Source organism: Pantoea sp. B9002 (assembly GCF_013385945.1).
Taxonomy (GTDB): Bacteria; Pseudomonadota; Gammaproteobacteria; order Enterobacterales; family Enterobacteriaceae; genus Pantoea.
This window is the reverse complement of record NZ_JACAPA010000042.1, coordinates 816-26,818: the sequence shown is the minus strand read 5'-3', so window position 1 is coordinate 26,818 and position 26,003 is coordinate 816. Positions and strand designations below refer to the sequence as shown.

Genomic DNA, 26,003 nt, shown 5'->3' with positions numbered 1-26,003 from the left:
CTGATGGCTGAACCGCCCGGCGCGATGTCAGTGCCGGTCAGAGTATCGCTAATTTGCGTGATCGACAGTTCCTGTTCAACCGGGCCCACAACCGGCGCGTAAGTCATGGTAAAGGATGAGCTGGAAACGCCTTGAGAAATGACAACGAATTGGTTACGCCCTTCTGCCAGCGTCGGTGTGTAATTCCAGTAGCCGTTTTGATCCGCGATCACGGACCCTACCGGACGTCGGTTGTTCCAGATTTCTACCACGGCATGACTGCCTGCGCGGCCTTCAAGGCGCGGTGTGGCATCGCTGGTCATACCGCCATTGAATACTGGCCCAAGGTTGTTTTCGTCTGCCCATGCGGAAAAGATTTCCGGCGTCGGTGGTGGCGCAACCGGTGTGATGATCGCCACCACTTCACTCTGCATACCGCCCGCACTCACACTCAGGCTATTTTCACCTTCCGGCAGGGTCACATACTGCTGCCAGTTACCGTTTTCATCGGTCCACGCATTGCCGACAAATCTGTCACCCGCCCAAATTTCCAGGATCTGATAGCGAGGTCCGGTACCGCGGAGCATGACGTCGTTGCTGTTAGCGGCCCCACCCGGCTGCACTTCGGAACCCATGCTATCGTTGATTTGCAGGATGGCCAGTTCTGGCTCAATCGGTGCCACGAATGGTGCATAAGTCAATTCAAGAGGCTCACTCTCTTCGCCGTTAGTGCTAACCTTGATGGTGTTGAGCCCTTCCTGTAATGGCGTGCTCCACTCCCAACGGTTGTCGCTATCTGCGATAACAGAACCAACAGGCTCGCCATTAACCGTAATGATCACCAGGGAACCGGCTGGCGCAAACCCAGATACCAGTGGGGTGGCATTTTCAGTGGTTGAGCCCGGGGCGATGAGGTCCATCCATCCGTGGCTATCGTCGATAATCTTGTCGATTGCAGGGCGGGTTTCCGGTGCTGGCTCTACCAGGGTCAGATTGAAATCGTCTGAAACATTGGCTAAAGGCAAGGTTACTTTGATAGCTGCTTCACCATAGCTGCCCCAGGAAGTGACCGTCGCTGACCAGTTACCTTCGCCATCGGCACGAACAATGCGTTGGCGGCCATCGTTCAGAAAGACAAAGACCGTTTCATTCGGGAGTGTGGTACCACTGATAAAGATAATGCTACTTTCTGTGGTGCTATTGTCAGCCAGCGGGTTAGGACTAATTCCATCCATGACGCTTTCAATACGCACAAAAGGTTGCTGTGTATTAAATGGTCGATCCGTGTTATTTAACATATTCGCCGAGTTATTGTTTTGACGATCGTTCAACTTATTAATCCTTTTTTCAGTCACATATAACCGCGCATTCTCCTACTCAATCCATGCGCGGAATAATAAAATCATCACTAAAATATCGGGTAGGACATTTAAAAAAAACAAGATGGGTCTCTGTTTGATTTCAACCCAAGCCGTTGTTGTATATGTAAATATATTAAATTACTGAATTTACCCAGGGATTTTCTTGCTTTTTAAATCATACAAACAAACCCTGCCAAGACTATTCTGACGAATAGTACTTACCCAGTGATTATTAATTAAACAATTGCACCATTAGACAATAAAAGAGAAAATAACAGCCCCGCCAATCTGATTGGAAACTTAATCACCTTCACTTTTCGATGCGGGGAAGTAAAATGCATTGCAAATCTAACGCATATATTAATTACCAACATTACTGTAAACAAGACCGGGCTTGTATTAAGGCTCTAATTTAGGATTGAATAAACATCATGAAATTTCGTAATATCTTCATTGCCGGCCTTATTTCAATGAGTAGCGGGTTGGCCATGGCGCAAAGTAATACTGAGCATAAAGAACCGGCAAAAAAAGAATCATTTAATCAGAATGTCCTGACTTCAGAAGTGGCGCAAACCATGGCGTTAGCCGCTGAACGTGCGGCACAAAAGGAAGGATTTGCCATCGTGGTTAGCATTATAGACAACCATGGTAATTTAAAATATTTCAATAGGATGGATGGAACCAGCTTCGGTAGCATTGAAGTCTCACAGCTTAAAGCACTGACGTCAGCTAAATTTCCCGTATCATCAAAAACGCTGGCCGAGCGAAGCGCAAACTTACCCGGAAATCCTTATGCAGCGATTCCTGGCATGCTGGTGCTGGAAGGGGGATTACCAATCTTCAATCAAGCTGGAGCGCATATTGGCGCGATTGGCATCAGCGGTGCAACGCCGGAACTCGACGCTAAATTTGCTCAGGCGGGTATCGATAGCCTGGTAAAATAACTGCCTATTCGTTTTTATTCCGGCTTACCTGCGAAGAAGACGTGGCCAATATAATATTGGCCACGTCTTCTATGCGGCATGATTCATCAACAGCGTTTATTCATGCACCTGCTGTTCCAGCAGCACGACATAACCCTCTAAGGTATTTTTCAGCTGATAACCTGCCTGTAAGCGTTCAGCATCTTCTGCATGTTTAACCGCGTCACATGCCTGCAAAACGAACGCTGCATTCACAGTTTGTGCCGACGTTGCGATATGTGTTGAAAGTGTCAGCAATCCCGCCGCATCACTTTGGGAAAGGAGTTGATGAAGTTCTTCCAGGTAAAAACGGTTATTGCGCAGCAATTGGCCTGTGATTTGCGCTTTCAGCGTAGCGTCATCACCCACCAACAGAGCGATATCAAATGATGGTGAAGCCTGTTGCGCAGTTTGCACCACTTCAGCTAATACCCGACGTACATCGTCTAAGGTACAGGGCTTAAATAAGCAACCATTCATCCCGGCGCGTAAGCAGCGCTCGCGGGCTTCGCTCATCGCATCGGCGGTAAATCCAATGATCGGGATGGCGGAATGCTGCCCATGCCGTTCTGCTGAGCGGATTGCTGAGGTAAGTTGATAGCCATCCATGCCCGGCATGTTGCAATCAGTAATCACCACATCCCAGCGTTGTTGATTGAATAATGTCAATCCGCTCTCGCCGCCATCCGCCTCCATCACCTGATGCCCTAACAACGCAAGCTGCTTACTCATCAGCAAACGGTTCGCGGCGTTATCGTCAACAATCATAATGCGCAGCGAAGAAAATATCTCTGGCCGCGCGGGATATTCTGCACTGAGCGGCGGCGTAAATGCCGCAAGCGGCAATATCACGGATGCGGTCACGATCGTTCCCACGCCGGCTTGGCTCTCCAGTGTGATATCACCCTGCATCATCCGGCAGAATGATTGGCTAATATACAGCCCCAAACCGGTGCCTTTGCGCCGATTGTCCGCCTGCTCAAACGGCTGGAACAAATGCTGCTGCTGATCGCTGGCAATCCCCACGCCGCTGTCTTTTACCACCAGCGTGATAGTCGCGTTGTCATTGCTGACATCAACATGCTGATTGACCTGCAATACCACGCTACCAGCGTCGGTAAATTTAATAGCATTACTCAGCAAATTCGCTATCACCTGCTTAATGCGCAAGGCATCAATCTGGACGTTGCGTGGCATTTCTTCTGGCAAGATCAGCGTCAGCTGCAGCTGTTTTTGCAGTGCTAATCCTTTGAAGGTATTCACCACACTGCGGGCAATCTCGGCGATATTACCGGGTTTGGGATCGAGTTCAACGCGACCGTTTTCAATACGTGAGATGTCGAGAATATCGCCAATTAACTCGACCAGACCTTCAGCGGATTCTGTTGCCACTTCCAACGCCTGTATATCCAGCTCACCCTGCCTGCCCTTATGGATGGCAATGTCCAGCATGCCAATGATTGCATTCAACGGGGTGCGTATTTCATGGCTCATAGTCGACAAAAAGGTCGATTTAGCCCGGCTGGCCTCTTCGGCCTGCTCTTTAGACACCCGCAATGCTTTAGTCATTTTTTCGCGTTCGGTAATGTCCATCCACCCGCCCAGCACGCCGGCCATATTACCGGCAGCATCGCGGAACGGCAGCACCCAGAAGAAAACAGATAGCTGCTGCTGATCCCCAGAGTGTGGGTTTAGCACATACGTTCGGTCGGCGAATACAGGTGTATCATTCGCCATTACATCCAAAAACATCTGGTGTGAGTCGATGGCTTGTTGTGGGTCGTGTAGCACCCCTTCTTCAATGATATTACGTCCCAGACATTGCGACTTTTCGCTGCCAACCGTATCCAGATAGAGCCGATTGCAGTCAGTTAAGCGTCCTTCGCTATCACGGCTAAACATCGGGAATGGCGTGCCATCCACGAGCTGGTGCATTTTCTGGTTCTGATCGGCCAGCGCTTCTTGCGCCTGCTGTTTAAGTTTAATTTGCCGACGGAGATAAACGGTCCAAACGGCGGAGATCAATATCAGCGCCAGGGCAACACTGAGCGAAGTGATGATGGTGGTGCGATAGCGATACCACACGCTGTCGGCTACCACCATATTATTAGGTCGCCAGCGATTACCAATAAGATCTAACTCATCGGGTGCATAGGAGAGTAAAACTTTATCAATAATCTGTTGTAGCATCGGTTCATTGGCTGACACTGCGAAAGAGATATAAGCAGGATTATCACCGACCGTATTAACGATTTTAAAAGCATCATGATAAAGACTGACTAACTGATATTCGGTATTGACCAACGTATTAATGACGGCATCTACTTTTCCGTCATCCAACAACTCCAAAACGTGGCTGGCATCACTGGCATGAACTATTTCAATATCAGGATATTGCTTTGCGATTATTGACTCTAACGCCGTACCGGCAATAACACCCAAACGTTTGCCACGCAAATCGCTTACTGCCAATGTTTTACGATCATTTTTAGGTACGATTAACACAAAAGCATTGCGCAAATACCCACGTGAAAAACGAAGCGTCTCCTGCCGTTTAGCGCTGGGCGTTAAGGCTACAATGAGGTCTGCTTTTTTTTCACCGACCTGGTTAATCATCGATTCAACATCATCGGCACGGTTAAAACGGAAATTCAAACCGGTGCGTAAAGCCACCAGCGCAAGGACATCGGGGCCAACACCTCTTACATTGCCGTTATTATCAATGAACGAAACCGGGGCATAATTATCAAGCGTCAACACATCTAATTGCGGATGATTTCGTATCCACTGTAGCTCCCCACTACTCAAATTGATATGCTGCCCTTCCTGCAGCAACCCTCCTCTACCGGGCAACCAGAACGCTAACACATAGCGAGAATAAGCGGGTGGCAGTACGTTTATCGCCTGATCAAAAATGGCCAGCATGGTCGCGTTATTGGCGTTCACTGCAAAGCTAATTTTCGCTTCTGGTGTGCTGGCATATTGTGCGATACGTAAATTATTAAGAAAATTACGACTTACCGGATAAGCATCACCGAAATAAGCATCAGCCCGTCCAAATGCTACCGCACTGATTGCATCCTGATAATTATCGTACACTTGCAGTTTAGCCAGTGGATAATACCGCTTAAATATCACTTCTGGCATATAACCGCGCACCATAGACACAGTACGGTCGGTTAAATAATGTCCCGGCTGCTGATTTTGCTTCGATGGTACCGCAATTATTGACTGTACTCCGGTATAAGGCTGAGTGAGTTGACTTCCTGGCGGCGCGATCCAGCTGGTAACGGAGGGAATAAGATCAATTTTATTCTCTTTTAACGCCTGCCACAGCGCCTGCTCCGTATTGAATTGGGTGATCTCAACGGAAACGCCTAGCATAGAAGCAATCTGTACGAGATATTCAGCCGAAATACCTTGTAATTCATTGCGACTAGTACGAATGGTGAACGGCGGCCAATCTCGTGAAGAGACGCCCACCTTTAATACCGGATGTTGTTTAACCCACCGTTCACCATCAGGCGATAACGTAAGCTTAGGAATAGCGTCCGTTGCAAAATCTACACGACTGAGCAAGGTCATTTGTTCCGTTGCAGCCATAACCTGAGTCAATCCACAACTTAGGATAAGTACGCTGAGACTTAACAGTAATCTGACCCGACGCCAAAGTCTCATAATGCTCCTTTCACGTTAAAACCCTCATTTGCAGCAGGTCAACTTGATAATCTTCAGCCGCTTCTCTGCTTAATAGCGTGTCAAAGCAACTTTGCCGTGGGAGATAATTTCCCTACCAGCTCAACCAGATTTCTTGCCTTGGTCTTTTGTAACACACGTGCTTTATAGGTACTGATCGTTTTACAGCTGAGCCCCATCATTTTCGCGATTTCACTGTTACTTAATCCACCTAATAGGTATTGCAATACTTTATGCTCTTGCGCAGAGAGTTTCTCTTCCAGAGCGTACGGTGTGCTGCTGGTATTTAATTCCACCACATCACTGCAGGTTTGCAATGGAAAAAAAGCGTAGCCGTACTGAACGGCATCGATGGCGCGCGGCAGATCCTGGGGAAGATTATCTTCGCCAATCAGTGCTGCCGCGCCACAGCGACGATAAGCCTCGGTTGATAGTCGCTCGGGGTGCGCCGCAATCAGGATAGTTTTTCCCGCATATTGGCGTTTTTTGAGAAGTTCCAGCACCTCAATAGCTGAAATGGCGGGTAATTCCGTGCTCATTATTACTGTATCTGCTGCAACGCTTTCTACCAGATGCAGGGCTTCATAACCATTAGTTGCACTCCCTAATACCCGCATATTTTGCGTGAGTAATACAGACTGAATGACTTTTCGTCTTTGCTCGAGCGTTTCGACAATGATTACGTTATTCATAATGATCAGTTGAATAAATCATCGCGATATTTTAACAATTCAATATCGCTTTTAATACCCAGCTTACGCATGCCGGATTGTTTATGGCCGCTGATAGTCTTGCGACTGCGCTTTATTTTGGCGGAGATTTGCAAAATCGTCATGCCATCAAGGAAGCAACGCAAAATTTCAGATTCACGCGGGGTAAGCAATTGCACATTGCGGAAGACAACTTCACGACTTTCCGCTGCTTCACCTTCAACGCCCTCTTCGCCCTTATTCATTGGGGCCGACGGCGCTTTTACCGGCATGGCCAGCAGCTCATGTTTAATATTTTCCGGACGGTAAATCTGGCCGTTATCAACCTGACGAATAGCATGAAAATACTCTTCCATCGTCGCGCGTTTACTCACGTAGCCACGAATACCGATGTTATAAGCCGTGCGGATCACTGCCAGGCTCTCAACTGAGGAGGAGAGCAAGATTTTCATCTCCGGATAGTGATTTAAAATCTGACGAATTAGCGATAATCCATCTAACTCTTCATCGCCCAAAATATAATCGAGGATCAAGACATCAGGCCGATCGGTACGTAAGTAACGCATCAACTCGTTACTCAGGCCAAAACAGCCGCTGAGCACAAAGTCTTTTTCATCCGTAATCACCATCTGCAGCGATCTGCGGATAATGGGATGATCATCAAGCAGAACGATAGAAATTTTTTTGTTATCAGATAACCAACTCATTTTTTAATGACCTCAGTAAATAATCTCTTTGTATGACTGATATCCAGCGAAATCAGCGTAAGTTGCCACTCAGCCATGGAATGAGCTGGCCTGCGCTGGCGTAGCCGCGGAAGGTGGCACTGTAACTGTCGAAGCGATTAGTCACTTCGGCCACGCGGTTGTTGTAGTAATCAGATTCTGCAGATAACACGTCAAGCAAAGTCCGTTTCCCAAGATGATACCACTGGTCAAAGAACGCCAAGCGAATACGATCGGACTCAACCGTCAAATTACGGTATAGATCAGCACGCTGCAGCATAGAACGCGCGTCCTGGTCTGCGTTACGTATACGATAGTCAAGATCGCGCTTTTGTTCTGCAATTTGTTCGCGCTGCGCTTCAGCGCGTTGCAGTGCAGCCTGCTCTGCAGCCGTACCTGAACCGCCGCGGAACAGACCCCAGCTGACATTCACGCCGGTTTGCCACGCCTGCTGACGCCCAAACTGATCCTCAGCGGTATTTTTACTCACTACCCAGTTAATCTTAGGCAAATTTGATGAACGCACCGCTTTCGCTTCAGCGACAGCGGCTTCAGTTTGCGCGCGCGCCTGACGAATCACCGGATGGTTATCCACTGTGCCCAGCAGACGCTCAATCGACACCAGGCTGACATTCCACTGTGCGGTGCGCGGTAACGGAATATCGGTCTGCCCGATTAACTTATGCAGAGTAATTTCGGTTTCGCGTGCTTTGGCCAGTGCGTTATCCAGCGAGGATTGCGCCTGCAGCTCACGCCCTCTGGCTTGGGTTAATTCACTGCGACGTCCTGGGTCCGAACCGACAATGCCACTCAGCATTCTCACCAGCTCTTTCATCCGCGCCACATATTGCTGGCTGAGCTCGATAATCAGGCGCTGTTTACTCAGTTCAACCAACGCAGAACTGACCTGCCATGCCAAATCTTCTGCCGATGCATTCACCGCAATACCGGCAGCTTGCGCAGTTTTCTGTCGGCTATCAATGGTGTTGCTGGTTTGACCGAAGTCATATAGCGTGGTCGCCATGTTGAGATTCACTGCCGGCGTATTGCTCTGCTTACTCTTCTCGCCACCACCAAACTGATACGAACGCGAGCTGGTGCCCACATCAACCTGCGGCCAGCGCTGGCCTTTCGCTTCGTCGACGCTGGCATCGGCGGCCTTAGCACTGAACTGCGCGCTACGCAGCTGTGGGCTGGTCTGCAACGCAATTTGGGTGGCGCGATAGAAAATGGCTCTAAGCGCATTTTCATCCGGGCCACCAACATGATGGCTGCGATTCAACGCGCTTGCAGGCGGTAACGCATTAATCCGGTTAAGTTGGTTCGCTTCCTTATTAGAAGCCGCAACCGGCTCTTCCGGTACGGCGGTGAACGGATCGAAATCCAGCTTTTGTTGCTGATACAGCTCCTGCGCCGCCTTTTGCTGCGCTTGCGTGGTTACCGCTGTTCCTTGACCTTTATTCACTTCCACCGGCGCGGCGACTTTCTCCGCCACTAACGTGGGTTGTGGCAGCGCAGAGCTGGCCGAGGCTTGCGGCGCATGTTGTCCGTTCGGATTGGATGGCGCCGTTTCCCACATCAACATGCCTCCTGTTCGATCCGTAGCGCGCGGAGCCGTCACAGGCACCGGCGCTTTTGCAGGTACCGGCGTCGGCACTGCCGCTCGAATCGGCGCCGGTGTCTGGGTTGCTACAGGTCGCGGCTGTGCTGCGCTCAGCGGCGCGGATCGTGTCACCGGCGCAAGCACGGGTGCTGGAGTCGGTGCGGATGGGATGATGACCGCAGGTGCAGGCATTCTTACCGGTGCAGGTGCAGGTTTAGCTGCGCCCTGCTGTGCCACCGTAACGAACGCTAACAGCTCGTCATCTTCTGTGCTGGCATCTGCCGGAACCATCCAAAATTGCGCAGCAATTAATAGCGCCAACAAGCCAATCTGCGTTTTCATCTGTGGAGTAGAGTTATTCATTATTAACGCTCACGGAATGCTTCACGGGCTTTCATCACCGGTTTCAGCAAGTAGTCAAGGATGGTTTTCTCACCGGTCCGAATTTCAACCGTGGCGATCATTCCAGGGATAATCGGCAGTTCCTTGCCACCTGCGTGCAACGAACTGTTATCCGTCAGGACCATCACGCGGTAATAGGTGTCATCCGGGCGACCCGCAGCGGATTTCTGGTCATCTTTTAAGGTGTCGGGACTGATAAACTCCACTTTCCCGGTTAGACCGCCATAAATCGCATAGTCGTAGGCAGTGATCTTAACCATCGCCGGTAAACCGGGACGCAGGAAGGCGACATCAGAAGGACGGATTTTGCCCTCCACCAGCAGCTGATCTTCCAGTGGAACGATCTCCATGATGTGTTCGCCCGGCTGAATAACGCCGCCGATGGTGTTGACACGCACATTCTTCACCGTGCCGCGCACCGGAGCACTAATGCTGGTACGGTCGAGCACGTCAGAGCGACCAATCAGGTTTTCCGAGGTTTGCGACAGCTCCAGCTCCAGTTTGATTAACTCGGAGTTGGCATCGGCCTGGAAGCGGTTCTTACGCTCAACGATTTGCGACAGCAGATCGTTGGCTGAACGGCGCATACGCAGCAGCTCAACTTCTGACAGCAATCCGCGTTTCGCTAGCGGTTCGGCCAGCGAGACTTCGCGCATCGAGAGCGCATAGCTACGCTGTAAGGCTTCAACGCTCTCATCCAGCGCTTTCATGCGCGAGTTGTAGGCACGCGTCTCCTGCTGAACCACCGCCGGGTCGCTCATCACCTGCTCATCAAATTTCAGCGGCATTTGGTAAGCTTCAGCACGCAAACGCGTAATGGTGGCTTTCAGGCCAATCACTTTATTCAGCACTTCGCGATAGCTCGATTGCGCACGCGTTGGGTCAATTTTCAGCAGGATTTGCCCCTGCTCGACGATGCCGCCTTCGCGCACGTTCATCTCCGCCAGGATACCGCCTTCAAGGCTCTGAATAACCTGCTCGCGGCTCTTGGAAATAATGGTGGCGTCGCCGCGCGTGATCTCTTCGACCCTTGCCAGACTGGCCCAGATAATGGCGGAGCTAAAAATAAGCAGAATCATCCACAGCACCAGGCGCGAGCCCGGCGTGCTCTGTGACATCAGTGATTCCTGGATGTCACTCATAAATTGGGCATCGGCGGCAGAGACCGTTTTCTTCTTTTTGCCGAAACCGAAACGGAGCCATTTCATACTGTCTTCTCCTCAGCTTGCGCCTCTGGGTTAACGGGCTCGTTCGCTGAGGCCTGCGGGGTAGCAACGACTTTCTGCTGCGCCCGCGGCTGAGCGTTATCGCCACGCAGGCTCGCCAGAATTTTGTCTTTAGGACCGTCAGCGGCCACCTTGCCGTTTTCGACGATGATAATGCGATCAACCAGAGCCAGCAGAGAGGGACGATGCGTCACCACCACCAGCGTCTGTTCAGCCGTGGCACGCTTAAGGTGCTCAAGGAAAATGGCCTCGGTTTGGTTGTCCATCGCACTGGTGGGTTCATCAAGCAGCAGCACTTTAGGGCGTAATAACAGGGTGCGCGCCAGGGAGACCAGCTGACGCTGCCCACCCGACAAGGCGTTGCCGTGCTCGCCCACCGGCAGGTTGATCCCGCTTGGGTGGCGTGCGGCAATTTGATCCAGTCCGGTAAGGCGCAGCACACGCAGCAATTCATTGGAGGTGGCATCTGGCTGGCCAATCATCACGTTCTCACGCAGGGTGCCGTAAAACAGACGTGCATCCTGGCCGACATAGCCCACCGAACGACGCCAGTCCGCAGGGTCGATTTGGTTTATGTCCAGCCCACCGGCAAATACCTGCCCTTTCACGGGCTGATACAGGCGCGCCATAATGCGCAGTAAGGTCGATTTACCACTACCGATGCGGCCCAAAATCGCCACACGCTCACCCGCTTTGATGCTGAAACCGATGCCGGTGAGGATTTCCGGATTAGGGCGCATAGGCGGTGCTGGATAGGAGAACGCAATCTCTTTCAGCTCAATGTCGCCATTGAGTTCTGGCTCCGGCAGATAGTTCTGCTGTGGGTCACGATCGGTCGGCATATCCATCAGCTTGTTAAGCGAATCGAGAGCCGCTTTCGCCTGCTGGAAACGCACCGCTAACCCCATTACCTGCCCTAGCGGCGCAGTGGCACGGCCAGACAACATCACGGTAGCGATCAACGCACCCATGGTCAGCGTGCCATCGGAGATCAGATACACACCAATCACAATCAACAACACGGTCTGGAACTGCTGCAAGAACGTCACGGCGCCCATCGCGGCGGTAGAAATACGCTTAGATTGCATGCCGCTGGTAGCCTGCATGGCGCTGAAGTTTTGCCAGCGGCGCTGCATGTGGGCTTCACCCGCCACGGCTTTAAGGGTTTCCATGCCTTCAATCGATTCAATCAACACGCCTTGCTTCAGAGAGGCTTCCTGCAAGTTACTGCGCATGATTTTCTTCAGTGGCCACTGAATAATCAGGCTGACCAGGATAATGGTTGGAATCATCATCAATGGCACCCATCCCAGCGGGCCACCAATGGTGAAGATGACGGCAACAAACAGCAGGACAAACGGCAAGTCAGAAATGGCTGCCAGAGTTGCAGATGAAACAAAGTCACGTACTGACTCGAACTCACGCAGTTGGTTAGCAAACAGGCCAGATGAGGATGGTTTATTCTCCATGCGCACGGCCAGAGCCTGGCGGAACAGCACGCTGCCCAAAATCAGATCTGCTTTTTTCCCTGCCACATCAAGCAGGTGCGCACGTACATAACGTGTGACGGCTTCAAATACCATCGCCACCACAACGCCAATCGCTAATGACCACAGCGTGACAAACGCCTGGTTTGGAATCACGCGGTCGTAAACGTTCATGGTGAAGAAGATGCTCGCCAGCGCCAGCACGTTGACGATCACTGCCGCCAATGCAGCGCTGCGGTAATAACGGCGATACACCCACAGAGTGCTGAACAACCAATGCTTCTGGTTTTGTGGCAGGTCTTCTGCCACTTGCGGATCCACTTTCGCGGTGGGTTTCACCAGAATGGCGAAACCGGCGTACCACTCCATCAGCTCTTCATGGGTGATCTCCACCGGTGACATGCTGATTTCCGGCATGATCAACTGGTAGTAAATCGTCATCTTATCTTCATCGTTTTTACGACGTTCACGGCCTAACAACAGGGTGCCGCCCGCGCCTTTGCGAATCAGAATAATCGGCATAACCTGCTCAGGCAGCTCCCACGCCTGACGCTCTACCAGACCGCCGGTCATGCCGGCATTTTCCAGCGCCTTGAGTGCCAGTGATGGCGTCAGCAGCGTGCCTTTTGGCAAGCCGGCCATTAAGGCGTCATCACTTTTACCTAAACCGTAGTAGTGGCAAACCCAGGAGAGGCTTTGCAGTAGTGTGTCGTCAATACGTGTTTGCACGCGCGCAGTGGCTTGCAATTCAGATTGTTGCTCTGTCAGCGAATTCGCATCCATTTCAGCATCTCAGTCGGTGTGTCGTTGGTGGCAATTCTTCGTGCAGGAATATTCCTGCGATTTGAGAAAATTCTGACAGACGGGAGGGGGTTGAGATACAAGCCGGGTCTTGGTTGCTTTAAGGTCTGGGAGAGCTAAATAAGAAATTACTTTTACTTTTAGGATTAAGATGATTGGAAAAGATATCTATATGGTAAACACCCCATAAGCCATAATGAAATTAGGGCTTATGGGGTTGATATGAAGTAAAAATTAAGGCGCGACAACACCCTTGTGACAAACCTGGATCGTAGATGCGCGCGAAAGTAAATGGATGCTTTTATCCAGTCCACTTAATTCATTAAGCGCCATTGACGCGGGTTTATTAACCGAGCGACCGTTAATTTCACTGTCTACGCGCAGATATACCGTTTCACCTTGCGCAAGTTGATATTCGCCGGTCAGCGCTTCCTTGCCTAAATAGTGCGGCGCTTCCTTTGTCCAGGCACTGATAAAGTGTTCCCCAGGCGTAAGACAAAATACCACATAGCTGTTTGGCTGCAGCGAGGCGTGATATTCACCATTAACATATAAATTTGCCGTTCCCTCAGTAAAACGATCGTCTTTACGATAATAAACGATGCGTGCCTGGTGCTGACCAAGCTCACTTTGTACGAAGGTTGATTCAATGGTTGAGGCATTTTCTGGGGTGGGATGAATCGCAAAACCATTTTTCATCAACAGCATGAAAAAAGTAAGAAGAAAAATTCTTTTTGTCATCGGAGTTTTGCGGGTATTGATTAAAATACCCGCCTTCCATCTTAATAGGTATTATCTGAGAGTCGGTTATCCAGCAGCGGCTCGAGCGGATTAGCCACAAAGCTGGCGACATCACCCAACTGAGTCAGCATTAATGTCTCTTCCTCTTCCCAAAGCGTGATGCCACCTTGTGGATGAATCAACATTTGCAGACTTAATTCATCCAGTGGTGGCGAAAGTTCCAGCGGCAGCTCGTCTAAGAACAGATCTGATTCACCCACTGGCAGTAGTTCACTGAGCCCAAAAGCAAAGTCAGCTTTAGCTGGCTGAATAATAGGTTCAACCGGCGTCAGATTAATCGGTGAAGCGGTGTCAATTAACGGCACGGTGGTGATGAGTGGAACCGCGCTGATCAAGTCCGACACACTTAATTCATCGCTCTCCACAGGTTTAGTCTGAACCACGATTAGTCGAATCGGTTCTGCCGCGATTTCACGTATACCCTGGGTGTCAGTGGTATACAGACTGAATTCATAATTCCCTTCTGCCAGTGGCGTTTGTAGTTGAATAAACCAGTTGCCGCTGGCATCCACCACGCTGCTGCCCATCACTTCACCATGCTGGTTAAGGACTTCAACCATGGTTGCAGGTACGCCCTTACCGGCGAACGTCAAGCGATCTTCATCAGATAGCGAGGCATCCAGCAGAGATTCCTGACGCTGATTGAGCACCTCAAAACTGAAGTTACTGGCGTCATTCAGCGACGAATCAATAACCGCCTCGTCTAACAGTTCCAGCTCGCTGGCAGCCAGTTCGAGCTGGATGAAACCGGCGTTTGCCGCCGCATCGGCGATCTGTGGCTCGGCCTGCATAGTAAACTGGATGTTTTCAATCTCAGCAGTGGCATCGTCGAGACTTTCGGTAGCGTTGAAAGCGCCGGTGTCATCAGATTCCGTTTTAGATGCCTGCGTCTCTTTTGGCTGTGCAACTGCTGTGTCATCCGCGATGGCCGCCCACTGGCCCACCAGCTGGACTTTAGTGACTGCCGCGGCGGCTTTCGCACTCGCCATGATCATTTCAAAACTGCTTTCACGACCAACGGCTGCCATGCCGCCGAGCGCCAATAACGAAGCGCAGGCGGAGCCGTGCACCATCAAGCCATGCAACGACATCACGCCGTTAGCCTGATTCAAAGACTGCATCAAATGTCCGCCTTCTGACCATGCATGGCTGCGTACATCAACATTCTGCCAATCATGGGCTTTGAATTTATCAGCGCGTTCCGTAGAAAAGTTTTGCTGTATCAGGTTGGACAACCACGCTGTCGGGGCGGTGCCAGCCAGTGTAGGGGTAAATAATTTCATAGTGAATATCCTCATTCGCCGCAGAAGTTGCAGTTTTCTTCACATCAGAATTGCTGAAAGACGGGCTGCACTCGCTGTCCCGCCATATCAGACAATTCTGATGTTCTGACGATAACTTCACCACAAGCCAGGTCTTGATTGTGCCAAATGTGTTATCGCGGATATTGCCAACAGAAATTAATTGACCTGCAGAACAAAGACGTTTTGCTGCGGCAGCGCATTGCGCACGAAGGTGATGCTATCGGGAGAGATGGCGGCATCGATAAGCGCCTGACGGAACTGCGCTTCACGCTGCTGTTGCGCGGGCCCTGTGCTGGCGGGATCAACCATATTGACTTGCAGCTGATTGATCCACGCGTGGTCCTGACGGATTTGCACCACTAAATCGGCGATGGCTTCGCGTCCCTGCTGCGACAAGGTGGTATCAGATAAGAACAGCGATTGGCTGGGTAACAGATAGTCTACCCTGGGCTGCGTCAAGGCATAATCAAAGGCACAGGGCAGTGCGGACGTGGCGCGGGACAGCAAATGCGCCTGGCGACGCGTCTGTTTTAACTCATCTTCCCCTAACGCGGATTTGACCGATTTAGGCGGTTCATGCATCAAGGTATGCTCATCTACCCGCAAGAAATAGGTGCGTCCGGGCTTCATGGTGGTCACAAACTGGCTTTTATCCTCTCCCGTGCCAGGTAAAAACCGCCCTAACCTTACGCCAAGATGGTGAGTGCCGGGTTGTACACAGAAAGAGGTGTAACCGCCGGGCAATAAGCTGGTGTGCATTTTTCCATTAATATAGATATTTGCTCCGCCACTGGCGGTGACGAGGGTATTCTGCCGGTAAAACACCACCTGGCTTAGGGCTGGCGTCACCGGTTGATGTTTACGGTAAGCCTCACCAAACGGATTGGTTGAAACGGTGGAGGCAATAACCGGAGGTACAACGGCAGCAAACAACAGCGAGCAAATCACCAGACGCTTAGCAGCAGGCATTTTAGATTTCCCTGGAAATGTCTAAATAGAGCGGCAGCACACCGCCACCTTCTACAACGTTTTAATTGCCGCCAGCCTAGGTAAATTGACTTTTTATTGGAACAAGATGTATCCCGGTTTTAAAATCCGATAAAACCATAAACCCCGTTCTTTCGTTGAACAGGGTTTAAATGATGATGTTATTTAAGCTGCCTTAATAATGCTGGTTGCCAGCTCGCTTTTTACCCGGAAGCACACATCACGAATAGCAAATTGATATTTAGGCATTGCCAAATCATTTACATCACTGCTAATGCCATTTTTTACTTCGAGATACTTTTTCAATTGGCCAGCGGTTCTATCAAACTCATTTTTAAATTGCTGATGTTTAGCCACGTTATAGGTCTGCAGTGCATCCAGTTCTTTACGGCACTGCATAATACGCGAGGCGTAATCCTGGGTCTGAGATTCGGCAGCAGAAACACGTAAAGGTTGTGCCGGAGCCGTTACCACGGATTTCACCTCAGGTGCAGGAGTCGATTTTTTGGCTGCCACGCAGCCGGAAAGTAATAAAACGGCGCTAATAGCAGTGACGATACTTTTCATTTTAAACCCTATGTTGAGATAGAAATATCGCAACTGACTCATTGGTTAGGCGCGATATCGGATGCGGCAGATAGTAGGAATTTTCTTGCATATAGGATACAAGACTCATCTTGGTTTATTTCGGGCGCGCAATTCTGCCGCCTTTAGTAAGCAAAATGTCACCTGAACACGCTGTCAGTGACGCTTACCTGACGCTAAGGAAATTAGCGCTAAATTATTTTTGCTGCGTGATGTGATGGCACGCGCTGATTATCGGGAAGACGTGTCTTGCATTCATTCATAACCATGATATTTCTTCGTAGGGCATCCAGGAAAAAGCTACACTTCCCGCCTATCTTTACGCTTAACAGCAACCTGATCCCTTCGTTAACCTGCGGTGATCTACGCAACTTTTCCTACAGGACCTCACGTTTTTATGCTGCGAAAACTTCTTAACTCAGGAATTGCCTTGGTGCTGTTAAGCCTGTTGGCCACTGCGGTATCAGCGGCTTCCACACCTCTGACGTTAGTTCCACGCAGCGAGGTCATCACCACCCAGATTAAGTTTGATGCGCCAATCACCCGCTGGCTGGCTCAGCATCCAACCTTAAAAGTGGGCGTTTGGGGCCCCGATCAGCCGCCGATTTATTTGAGCGTGGATCCCAAAACCTATGAAGGCTTAGCCGCAGATTACATCCATGTGCTGGAACGCGCGCTTGATGTCAAAATTGAAGTGCATCGCTTCACCAGCCCTGCAGACGCGCAGGCCGCATTAGCGGCGGGCAGCATCGATTTACTCAGCGCCTACAATGCCGATCTGTACCCTAGCGACAACATCGTTCCCAGCCTGCCCTGGTTGCTGGATCACTCAGTATTGTTGTTACGCGATAAAGAGCCATCGAACTCGACGCTGAACTTAGCGGGACGCAAGCTGAGCTATATTGCTGATTACAGTCGCGCAGCGGAGCTGGCGCAGGCTTATCCGGATGCCAGTATCAAACCCGAATTAAGCTACATCAATGCCGTTTCTGCCGTGGCGTGGGGGCAAAGCGACGCGACCTGGATTAATCGCTCAACCGCCGATTTCATTACCCGGAATGGCTTCGCGACTAAGTTCCGAATTATTCAAAGCCCAGTACTCAGCAACCTCAATCTCTCATTTGGCGTGAGTAAAAGTAACCCACTGCTGCTGCGGGCGATCAATGAATCCTTAAACCGCATCCCGCTCGCCAGCCGTATTGGCATTGCCAATCGCTGGGGATTAACCAGCGACAATGTGATTAAAGCCAATCCGCTCGCAGTCACGGCGGAAGAGCAGAACTGGCTGCGCACCCATCCGGAAATCACCGTACTGTTCAACGCCACCACGGCACCCAACGCTTTTATCAATAAAGAGGGCAAGCTCAACGGTGTGGTGGTGGACTTGATGAATACGCTGGCGTCCCGCTATGGCATGAAGTTTAACTTCATCGCGGCACACGGGCGTGCCGAGATGATCCGCCTCGGCCAGCAACATCCGGACGCGCTCTATGCGGTGGTCCCGATGACGGCAGATTACCAAACCACCTGGAATGTGCTGACCACCCGTCCCTATCTGATGACGCCGGTGGTGCTGATGGTCAATGCCACATCGCCCACCCTCAGCAGCCTGACCGCCATGCGTGGGCGAAAAATTGCGGTGACGCAGTTCAATCCAATCACGCCATGGCTGCAGCAGCACTATCCCGATATCGCCATCGTGACCAATCCTTCGGTGGAAATGGGTTACGCGATGATGAAAAAAGGCGAGGTTGATGGCGTTGTCACCACGCAGTTTGACGCGGATTATCTGCTGGCTTCGGATCCCGAGCGCGGCTTCAAAATTGGCATTCGTTTAGGCGATGACATCGCCAGAATCGGCATGGCCGCTAACCCTGATAATCCGCTGCTGGTTAGCATCATGAACAAAGCGCTGCTGGATTTACCGCCTGAATCCCTGCAACGCATTAATGCGCATTGGCAACCGAAAAACAACGCGCTACGCCAGCCGTCGTGGCGCGACTGGCAGGATGTGATTATTAAAGTCGCTGGCGGCATCGTGCTGATGGTTGCGCTGCTGCTACTGTGGAACCGTCACATCCACCGCGTTAGCCGGCAGCGTGAAAGCGCACGGCGTGCCCTCGCCGATCAGCTCGCGTTTGTGCGTACGCTCATCGATGCCTCACCGATTGCGTTATATGTCCTGGACCGTGAAAAGCGTCTGGTGCACTCCAATCCGGCATTACGTCAGGCGTTGAACGCGGGAGAGGATAAGACGCTCGCGGAGTATTTACTGGAAAGTGACCATCTGGATGAACAGGTTAAGGACCGTTTGAGAACCATCATTAAACGGGTAATGACCGATGGCGTGCCCGAGGTTTACGAAGGCCCGCTGAAGTTAAATAACGCCATCTGCTTTGTTCACCACTGGATTGTGCCGTGGCGTGACACCAACAATGAGGTGGTGGGCGTGATTGGCGGCTGGCTCGACATCAGCGAAAAAGAGAAGCTGGTGAATGACTTGCGTAGCGCCAAAGACGAAGCCGATTTGGCTAACCAGTCAAAAAGTGTGTTCCTCTCCAGTATGAGCCATGAAATCCGTACGCCGATGAATGCGATTATTGGACTGCTTGAGCTGGAGGTGAATGAGCATCAGCAGCAAGGCATCAACAACGAGAACGTACGTGTAGCCTGGGAATCGGCTAAATCACTGCTGTTATTGATTGGCGATATTCTTGATCTCTCGAAGATTGAGTCTGGCACCTATGAGCTGCGCACCAGCTGTATCGATGTGCCACAGCTGGTAGGCAGCGTGGTCAATCTGTTTGAAAATCGCGCGCGAGAAAAAGGCCTGGAACTGACGCTGGAAGTCGAGCTGGAACACACTACCTATCTGCTTGATCCGTTAATGATTAATCAGTTGGTTTCCAATCTGGTCAGTAATGCCATTAAGTTCACCGACAGCGGCAGCGTGACGGTAAGCGTTTATCAATCTCAGGAGGTCAATGACGGGCGCAGCGATCTGGTGATCGATGTGACGGACACCGGTCCAGGATTGACGAGCGAACAGCAGGAACGCATCTTTGCCCCCTTCGTCCAGGTTGAGGGACGCAAGGCGCGGCTCGGCACCGGACTTGGTTTGAGTATCTGTCGCCGCTTAGCGGAATTAACGGGCGGTGAACTGCAAGTTGAAAGCGAACCCGGCGAGGGTGCGAGCTTCCTGTTTTACTTCTCTGCTGAGGCCTGTGCCGCAGAAACTATCGCGCTGCATGCCGACGATGAGCGATCTATGCATGTGCTGATCGTCGACGATCACAGCCCCAATCGCCTACTGTTGACCCAGCAGTTGGAGATGATGGGCCACCAGGTAACAGCCGCAGAGAGTGGTGAGCAAGCGCTTGAAATCCTGCATTCTGGCGTGGCGGTCGATCTTATCACCACCGATGTAACGATGCCTGGCATGGATGGTTTTGAACTGACGCGCCATATTCGCCAATGGGAGTTGCAGCACAATAAAGCGCCCAAGCCGATTCTGGGACTGACTGCACACGCGCAATCCAGCGTGGTGGATAAATGCCGTGAAGCCGGCATGAACGAATGTCTCTTCAAGCCAGTGCGCAGCGCGCAATTACATGACGCGGTGAACCGATTAATGGGTCGCAGCACATTCACCCCGGCGAAAGAAATTATATCTGACGACCAGAAACGTCTGCAGGCATTAAAGTTTTTACACGAAGAAGTTATTCGCACCAATCGCAGCGATTTGCACAAATTGACAAAAATGGTGGAGAGCGGTGATCGTTTGCAAATAGCTAAGATGGCGCACCGATTACTCGGAGGTGCGCGAATTATGCAGAGAAATGAACTGGAACAAGCCTGTGCCCTGCTGGAAAACATCAGTCAGGACGAAAGTTGCACAATTAGCGATTTTCGTGAAGCATTAATAGCTATCACAGAGCGAGTGGAAGAACTGGAACGTCACTTAACCGCTGACGAAAAGTAATTCCTCTGTGATACTTTTTAAAAGACACGTCTTGGTCAATATGCGTTAAATGCTGTGTTACAGTATTTAACGGTTGTTTAAAGGAGGATTATTTCAGGATGACCACGATTTCTGTAGTCGAAACTAACCCGCTTATACGTCGCGGATTAAAACGTATTTTAACCGAACGCGGTTATAACATTGCTGTTATCGCCGAAACGTTAGATGACATGCTGTTAAGCAACATTCATCACAAACCGCAGATCCTTATCCTGGAGCCGTTATTTCAGGATCAGTCAGCCTATGAAAAACTGGCGCTACTGCGAAGTTATAACCCTAAACTTAAAACGTTAATTCTATCTATATCAGAGAGTTACTATCATATTCAGCAAAGCCTGCAGATGGGCATTGAAGGCTATGTGTGTAAATCCTGGCCGTTAGAGACGTTATTTGAATCCATTGAGGAGATTGAAGAGGGCAAGCACGCTTACTCTAAAGAGCAGTTCCAGCACAAAGATAAATATCCGAATGATGCCCGTGTTTTATCCTCCCTTACCCGCCGGGAGTTTCAGGTATTGCGGATGTTTGGCGCTGGAAAATCGATTAAAACCATTTCTCAGGAAATGAACCTGAGTAATAAAACCATCAGCACCTATAAAGTTAAAATGATGCAAAAAATGGCAACCAATAACGTCATTGATATTGTTGATCTGGCACGTAGAAATTTTCTTTTTTAGCTTCAATTGGAAGTCTTCGGAAGCATTTGATATCTAGCTGTCGCTACGGTGACAATAAAATAGATACAAATTTTAATTACATTGATAGGCACACATCAAAAAGATTCACGCTGTTTTCTGAAACATCTCCTCTTCATTAAGTGAAGCTGATGACGTTTATAAATACGCCAGGGGAACTTAACGGTAATGAGCCATAATAATTGCAACAGATAATTATGGCTACCCTTCCTGCAAACGCGGAGGGCGTACTTTATATCCCATTAAGGCGATCAGTAACGCTCAAACCAGATGCATGCTTTAATCTGCGCAGTTGCACTGCCCACAGCAATACTCTTCAAACATCCAAAAGAGGTGATGACGCTTTCCGCTATTCTGCGGATTTCAGACCTGATGATTTTAAGTAGAGAGCAGGTGCCAGGCAGCTGCAGAGATCAGATATAGCGGAAGGATTGCGGCGGTATCGCACCCGGCACCATTTCAGATAAAGTCACCTGCTCGGTGTAGCGCTTGGGATTTTTAATTTCAATAGCAAAACCCGTCGCTCTTTTCATGAAGTAAGCATCAAAGAACGCGCGCATAATGCCCGCATACTTTTTAGTTTCCTGCCATAACTCTCCCGGTTCACGCGCCAGAATAGTGCCGACGTCAAACTCGCCAATCACCTTGCCTACCGGTATGGTGGCGTAAATGACGAAGGTCTTAACCTCTTATCCGTCATTTTTCGTGAGCATCATTCAACTGGATTACCCCCCTCAATCGCATTGATTTGCATTGGTAATGGCGCATAAAGCGCTGCTGCCGGGATATCGCCCTTGCCGTGGCTTAAAGATTTAATCAACCTGAAGACAGGCATAAAAAAAGGCCGGGATTAACCGGCCTTGAGAACTTTGCTGCATTACTGCGCGGGGAATATCGCCCCACCGCGCAGCATGCTTACTCCTGCACTTCGCTGCTGCCGTCCACGCGAATGGCCACGCGGCGGTTCGGCGCGTAGCACGAAATCTGCTCGGCTTTGCTGCCGTAACAGTCGTGCACCAGCGGCTCGCTCATGCCGGCGCTGGCGGCGGTGATGTCACGCGCCGGAATGCCGGCCTGCACCATCAGCAAACGGATGGTTTCCGCGCGGCGCTGTCCCAGCGCGTCGTTGGCCGCGGCTGAACCGATCTGGTCGGTATGGCCGATCACCTGCACATTACGCAGCGTGGTGTTTTCACGGCGGATCTGCTGCACCAAATCACGGATCGCAGCGTGGCCGTTGCGGGTGATGTTAGCGCGGTCGGACTTACCGAAGGCAAACAGCACGTCGCTCGACAGGCTGTAATCTTTGTACTGCTTCTCCGCCTGGCCAATGTACTGGCAGGCTTCCACGGACGAGGCGCGCGACAGCGTGTGCGCCTGCTGACGCATAGTTTTCAGCGCACGCTCAGCATCTGCGCGGGTCACGGAAACCGGCATGCCGCTCAGGCCGTCACCGACTTTAATAAAGTAGGTGTTGCCGCCTTGCAGCGCGGTGCGGAACGGCTGCGCGCGTTTACCGGCATACATCGGCGCATCCTTCACGAACGCACCGACGCTGTGGTTGCCCGGTGCCAGGCAGAAGGTGGTAAAAGCGTTCGGCAACAGCGCCGACTGGAACTCGCCGTCAATATAGACGTTGGCGCTGCCCGGCTGCTGGTCGGCTTCGCGATAGAACACGATTTGTGACTGCGCCTGCGCCACGCTGGCCACCGGCTGATAGTGTTTGCCATACACGGTTTCCACCGGCGCGGCGTGAACAAATGCAACCAGTGAAGCGCTCAGCGCTAAATACAGGGCTGAGGCGTTTACAGATTTTTTAAATAACGTCATGACTCCTCCACGGCCACCCAATAGGGCAGCCGGAATTAAATAAGGGTTAACCTGAATATCCGCTGGCAGTACTGGCGATGATTCACCCCGGTTGCCCGGGATAAACCATCTGGCTGCTCACCGAATATTGTCGGTTTTATAAAGGTGCGTTACGCAACGCGGTTTAGTTATTCAGCAGGTTAGTCTGAATCCCCTCCTGCACTAATAACTCCGCGTCCAGCGCGCTGTGTTGATAAACCTCATATTTGACGCCGGCCACTTCGACGGTACCTTCGGCTTTCGCCCAGTCACCTTCATCGCTGCCTTTGACCAAATCACTGAGATTAACCACATCACCCGCATTCCCTTTCACCATCATTTGCACGGTGTCGTCATGAATAAACAGGTTAGTATCGCCCTGCACCAGAATATCGCCGAGGCTGATATTCAGGGTGTTATTCCCGCTGCCGGTAATATCGATCACCTCAATGGATTCCAGCTTATTACCCAGGCGGGTTAAATCAATAATCTGGTCCTGACCGGTAATAATCAGCGCATTGATTTTCTCATCGCCTTTTATTACGTCGCTGGATTCAATCGCGGCCACGGTTTCAGCGGTAAAGTCCCTGCCATCAGCCGTCACTTTCGGCTCGCTGACCGTGTCCGTATTTAAATCCCAGTCGTCGATCAGTGCAGCAGAGTCTTCATTATCCTGTGCAAACACCTCCAGCGACCGCCCTGACTGAGGTGCCCATTCAAGATTATCCATCTTAATGGTGGTGCTAATGCCGGGCCCAGGTCGGTCATAGAACACTTCAAAACTGGCTATACCTTCAGCCTGGATTAACATCGTCTTACCTGGTTGTCGCGGCCAATTGCCCTCGGTTACTTCTAACCACCGCTCCTGTATAATCTGCCCGTTAATATCATAAACGATCACTTTAGCGCGATTCGCAAACTGAATCCCAATATAGTCAAATTTTATCTGATCGGTGACTCTTGGAGGAGTAAAGTGTGCTTTACCATTTATAGAAATTTGCAAGCTTAAATTATGAATCCCCCCCTTTACGTTCCCATAGTCATCTAACCAAACATCATGTGTTGGTCCTTCCCCTGTCCCTAAATAGTTTCCTACGGATCCTTCCTTTGCAAATATCGTCAGGCCCGAAGTTCCACGTATAGTAGTACCTTCAGTTAAAGCGTAATAATCAAATCCTAGGTTAAAACCCTCTTCTGGGTTCACGTCCGGGTTATAACTACTTTTAAAAGTGAAGTCGTCTCCATCACCATTGAAGTCTGCATTGACCGTGAATCCGATAGCAGCCGACGTACCGCTGCTGTTACCGGCCTGATCTACCGCCTTAAAGGTCAGCGAGTGGTTGCCGTTTCTCAGGCTGTTAGACAGGTTGATCGTCCAGTTGCCGTCCGCGTCCGCCAGCGCCGAGCCGATGGCGCGGGTGCCGCCGTTGTCGTAGGCATAAACCAGGCTGTTCGCCTCGGCCTTGCCGCTTAAGCGCGGGCTGCTGTCGTCCGTGGTCGCGCCGTTCCTGATCGCGCCGGTTGAACTGCCTACCTTGTCAAAGGCCACGATGTCGGTCGGTGCGTTCGGCGCAGTGACGTCAACCGTCAGTACCACGCCGGTGCTGGTCGCTTCGCCTGCCGCGTTGCGCGCAATCGCGGTCAGAAGATGTCCTCCTTCCGCCAGCGCAGCCGATTCGATGCGCCACACGCCAGCCACCACGGTCGCCGAGCCAACCACCCGCATGCCGTCATACAACGTCACCACCGAACCGTCGCTGCCCGTCCCGCGGACAACCGGTGTGGAGTCGTTGGTAACGCCGTTGCTGATGCGCACCTCAGACGAGCCTTCGTCATTGTACAGGCCGCTAATCACCGGCACGTCCGGCCGGGAGGCGCTCACGTTGATATCGAAGTTCAGTGAATCGCTTCTGCCACTTTCGTTACCCGCCTTGTCGCGCAGCGCGATGCTCACTTCATAGCTGCCGTCTGCCAGATCGCTACCCGGCGTCCACGACCAAGTGCCGTCGTCCAGCACGGTCGCGGTAGCCAGCTCGGTGTTGCCGTTGTAGATGATGACGTACTCACCCGCATTCGCCGTCAGGCCCGCGCCTTTAAAATCAGGACGCGCATCGTCGGTGGCGCTGCCGCCGGCGATCCAGCCGGTATCGACACCCACGTCGTCCCACGCACCCTCGAACGCGTTGCCCGGACCAATTGAACCGTCATCCGGCAGCTCCGGCGCCACGGTATCGATGGTCACGTTCAGGCTGTCGCGGGTTGGCGTCTCGTTGCCCGCACGGTCAATCAGCACCGGCTGCATCTGATAGTTGCCATCCGCCAGCGCCGGAGAAATCGGCGCACGCCAGTTGCCGTCACGATCTACCACGGCGGTGCCGAGCACCACGCCGTTCTCATCGCGGATTTCAATGCGGCCGCCCGCTTCACGCGGATCGGCAGTCCCTTTCACCACCGGTGCATTGTTGTTGGTAATCACATCCAGAATAGCCATCGGCAGGATCACGGACGGATCGCCGGCCGATTCAATACCGATCAGCTCAGGTGCGTCCGGTGGCGTGATGTCCACTTCCAGCTCGATCGGGTCGCCTTCCATTTCGGTTTCGTTACCGGCCGGGTCGATGATGACGGCGATCAGCTCGTAGTCACCCTCTTCCNNAGTTGCCGTCTTCGTCAACGACGCCGGTGCCCACCACGTTGCCGTCCTGGTCACGGATTTCAATCACCGAACCTTCTTCCGACGGGTCGGCCGTACCCACCACAACCGGATTCGGGTTGTTGGTGACGTCACCGATGGTGGCACCGGTGGCGTC

At 51.4% G+C, this 26,003-nt stretch carries 17 protein-coding genes; 3 read left to right on the top strand and 14 right to left on the bottom strand.

Going from position 1 to position 26,003, the window contains the following annotated elements; translation table 11 throughout:
- Nucleotides 1-1,310, bottom strand: a 1,310-nt coding sequence (locus HX773_RS19740; RefSeq protein WP_176972941.1) for a hypothetical protein, incomplete at its 3' end; no start/stop codon positions are given.
- A 461-nt stretch (nucleotides 1,311-1,771) separates the two neighbouring features.
- Here HX773_RS19740 and HX773_RS19735 point away from each other — a divergent pair.
- A complete protein-coding gene (locus tag HX773_RS19735; protein ID WP_218168306.1) occupies nucleotides 1,772-2,284 on the top strand; it encodes a heme-binding protein in 513 nt (170 codons plus the stop codon).
- A 96-nt stretch (nucleotides 2,285-2,380) separates the two neighbouring features.
- Here HX773_RS19735 and HX773_RS19730 read toward each other — a convergent pair whose 3' ends face one another.
- From HX773_RS19730 to HX773_RS19685, 10 genes are all read right to left on the bottom strand, one after another.
- On the bottom strand, nucleotides 2,381-5,905 hold the full coding sequence (locus HX773_RS19730; protein ID WP_176972940.1) for a transporter substrate-binding domain-containing protein: 3,525 nt from the start codon (nucleotides 5,903-5,905) through the stop codon (nucleotides 2,381-2,383).
- Between the two features lie 155 nt (nucleotides 5,906-6,060).
- Nucleotides 6,061-6,690, bottom strand: a complete 630-nt coding sequence (locus tag HX773_RS19725; RefSeq protein ID WP_176972939.1) for a LuxR C-terminal-related transcriptional regulator — start codon at nucleotides 6,688-6,690, stop codon at nucleotides 6,061-6,063.
- 5 nt (nucleotides 6,691-6,695) lie between these two features.
- Complete coding sequence (locus HX773_RS19720) at nucleotides 6,696-7,415, bottom strand: response regulator transcription factor (RefSeq protein WP_176972938.1); 720 nt, start codon at nucleotides 7,413-7,415, stop codon at nucleotides 6,696-6,698.
- 52 nt (nucleotides 7,416-7,467) lie between these two features.
- Nucleotides 7,468-9,399 carry a TolC family protein gene (locus HX773_RS19715; RefSeq protein WP_176972937.1) on the bottom strand — a complete coding sequence of 644 codons (1,932 nt, stop codon included), beginning with the start codon at nucleotides 9,397-9,399 and terminating at the stop codon, nucleotides 7,468-7,470.
- Between the two features lie 2 nt (nucleotides 9,400-9,401).
- Entirely contained in the window at nucleotides 9,402-10,646 is a 1,245-nt protein-coding gene (locus HX773_RS19710) for an HlyD family type I secretion periplasmic adaptor subunit (protein WP_176972936.1), read from the bottom strand.
- Nucleotides 10,643-12,934 (bottom strand): type I secretion system permease/ATPase, encoded by a 2,292-nt coding sequence (locus HX773_RS19705; RefSeq protein WP_176972935.1) that lies wholly within the window; start codon nucleotides 12,932-12,934, stop codon nucleotides 10,643-10,645. Before HX773_RS19705 ends, HX773_RS19710 begins: the two co-directional genes overlap by 4 nt.
- Before the next feature lie 252 nt (nucleotides 12,935-13,186).
- Complete coding sequence (locus tag HX773_RS19700; RefSeq protein WP_176972934.1) at nucleotides 13,187-13,693, bottom strand: hypothetical protein; 507 nt, start codon at nucleotides 13,691-13,693, stop codon at nucleotides 13,187-13,189.
- Between the two features lie 41 nt (nucleotides 13,694-13,734).
- Nucleotides 13,735-15,036 carry an Ig-like domain-containing protein gene (locus HX773_RS19695; RefSeq protein WP_176972933.1) on the bottom strand — a complete coding sequence of 434 codons (1,302 nt, stop codon included), beginning with the start codon at nucleotides 15,034-15,036 and terminating at the stop codon, nucleotides 13,735-13,737.
- Between the two features lie 177 nt (nucleotides 15,037-15,213).
- Nucleotides 15,214-16,026: a DUF2846 domain-containing protein gene (locus HX773_RS19690; protein ID WP_176972932.1), complete on the bottom strand. Its 813-nt coding sequence runs from the start codon at nucleotides 16,024-16,026 to the stop codon at nucleotides 15,214-15,216.
- 183 nt (nucleotides 16,027-16,209) lie between these two features.
- The gene (locus tag HX773_RS19685; protein WP_176972931.1) at nucleotides 16,210-16,611 is read right to left on the bottom strand and encodes a hypothetical protein; all 402 of its coding nucleotides are present in this window, start codon (nucleotides 16,609-16,611) and stop codon (nucleotides 16,210-16,212) included.
- Nucleotides 16,612-17,062: 451 nt separating this feature from the next.
- Between HX773_RS19685 and HX773_RS19680 the strand changes: the two genes are divergently transcribed.
- Together HX773_RS19680 and HX773_RS19675 are read left to right on the top strand one after the other, a co-directional pair.
- Entirely contained in the window at nucleotides 17,063-20,611 is a 3,549-nt protein-coding gene (locus tag HX773_RS19680; RefSeq protein WP_370463622.1) for a transporter substrate-binding domain-containing protein, read from the top strand.
- A 98-nt stretch (nucleotides 20,612-20,709) separates the two neighbouring features.
- Nucleotides 20,710-21,327 carry a response regulator transcription factor gene (locus HX773_RS19675; protein WP_176972929.1) on the top strand — a complete coding sequence of 206 codons (618 nt, stop codon included), beginning with the start codon at nucleotides 20,710-20,712 and terminating at the stop codon, nucleotides 21,325-21,327.
- Between the two features lie 431 nt (nucleotides 21,328-21,758).
- Here the strand turns inward: HX773_RS19675 and HX773_RS19670 are convergent, their stop codons facing one another.
- The 3 genes from HX773_RS19670 to HX773_RS19660 form a co-directional block, all read right to left on the bottom strand.
- Nucleotides 21,759-21,989 (bottom strand): hypothetical protein, encoded by a 231-nt coding sequence (locus HX773_RS19670; RefSeq protein WP_176972928.1) that lies wholly within the window; start codon nucleotides 21,987-21,989, stop codon nucleotides 21,759-21,761.
- Between the two features lie 271 nt (nucleotides 21,990-22,260).
- Nucleotides 22,261-23,175 (bottom strand): OmpA family protein, encoded by a 915-nt coding sequence (locus HX773_RS19665; RefSeq protein ID WP_176972927.1) that lies wholly within the window; start codon nucleotides 23,173-23,175, stop codon nucleotides 22,261-22,263.
- 163 nt (nucleotides 23,176-23,338) lie between these two features.
- Nucleotides 23,339-25,867: an Ig-like domain-containing protein gene (locus HX773_RS19660; protein ID WP_176972926.1), complete on the bottom strand. Its 2,529-nt coding sequence runs from the start codon at nucleotides 25,865-25,867 to the stop codon at nucleotides 23,339-23,341.
- Between the last annotated feature and the right edge of the window lie 136 nt (nucleotides 25,868-26,003).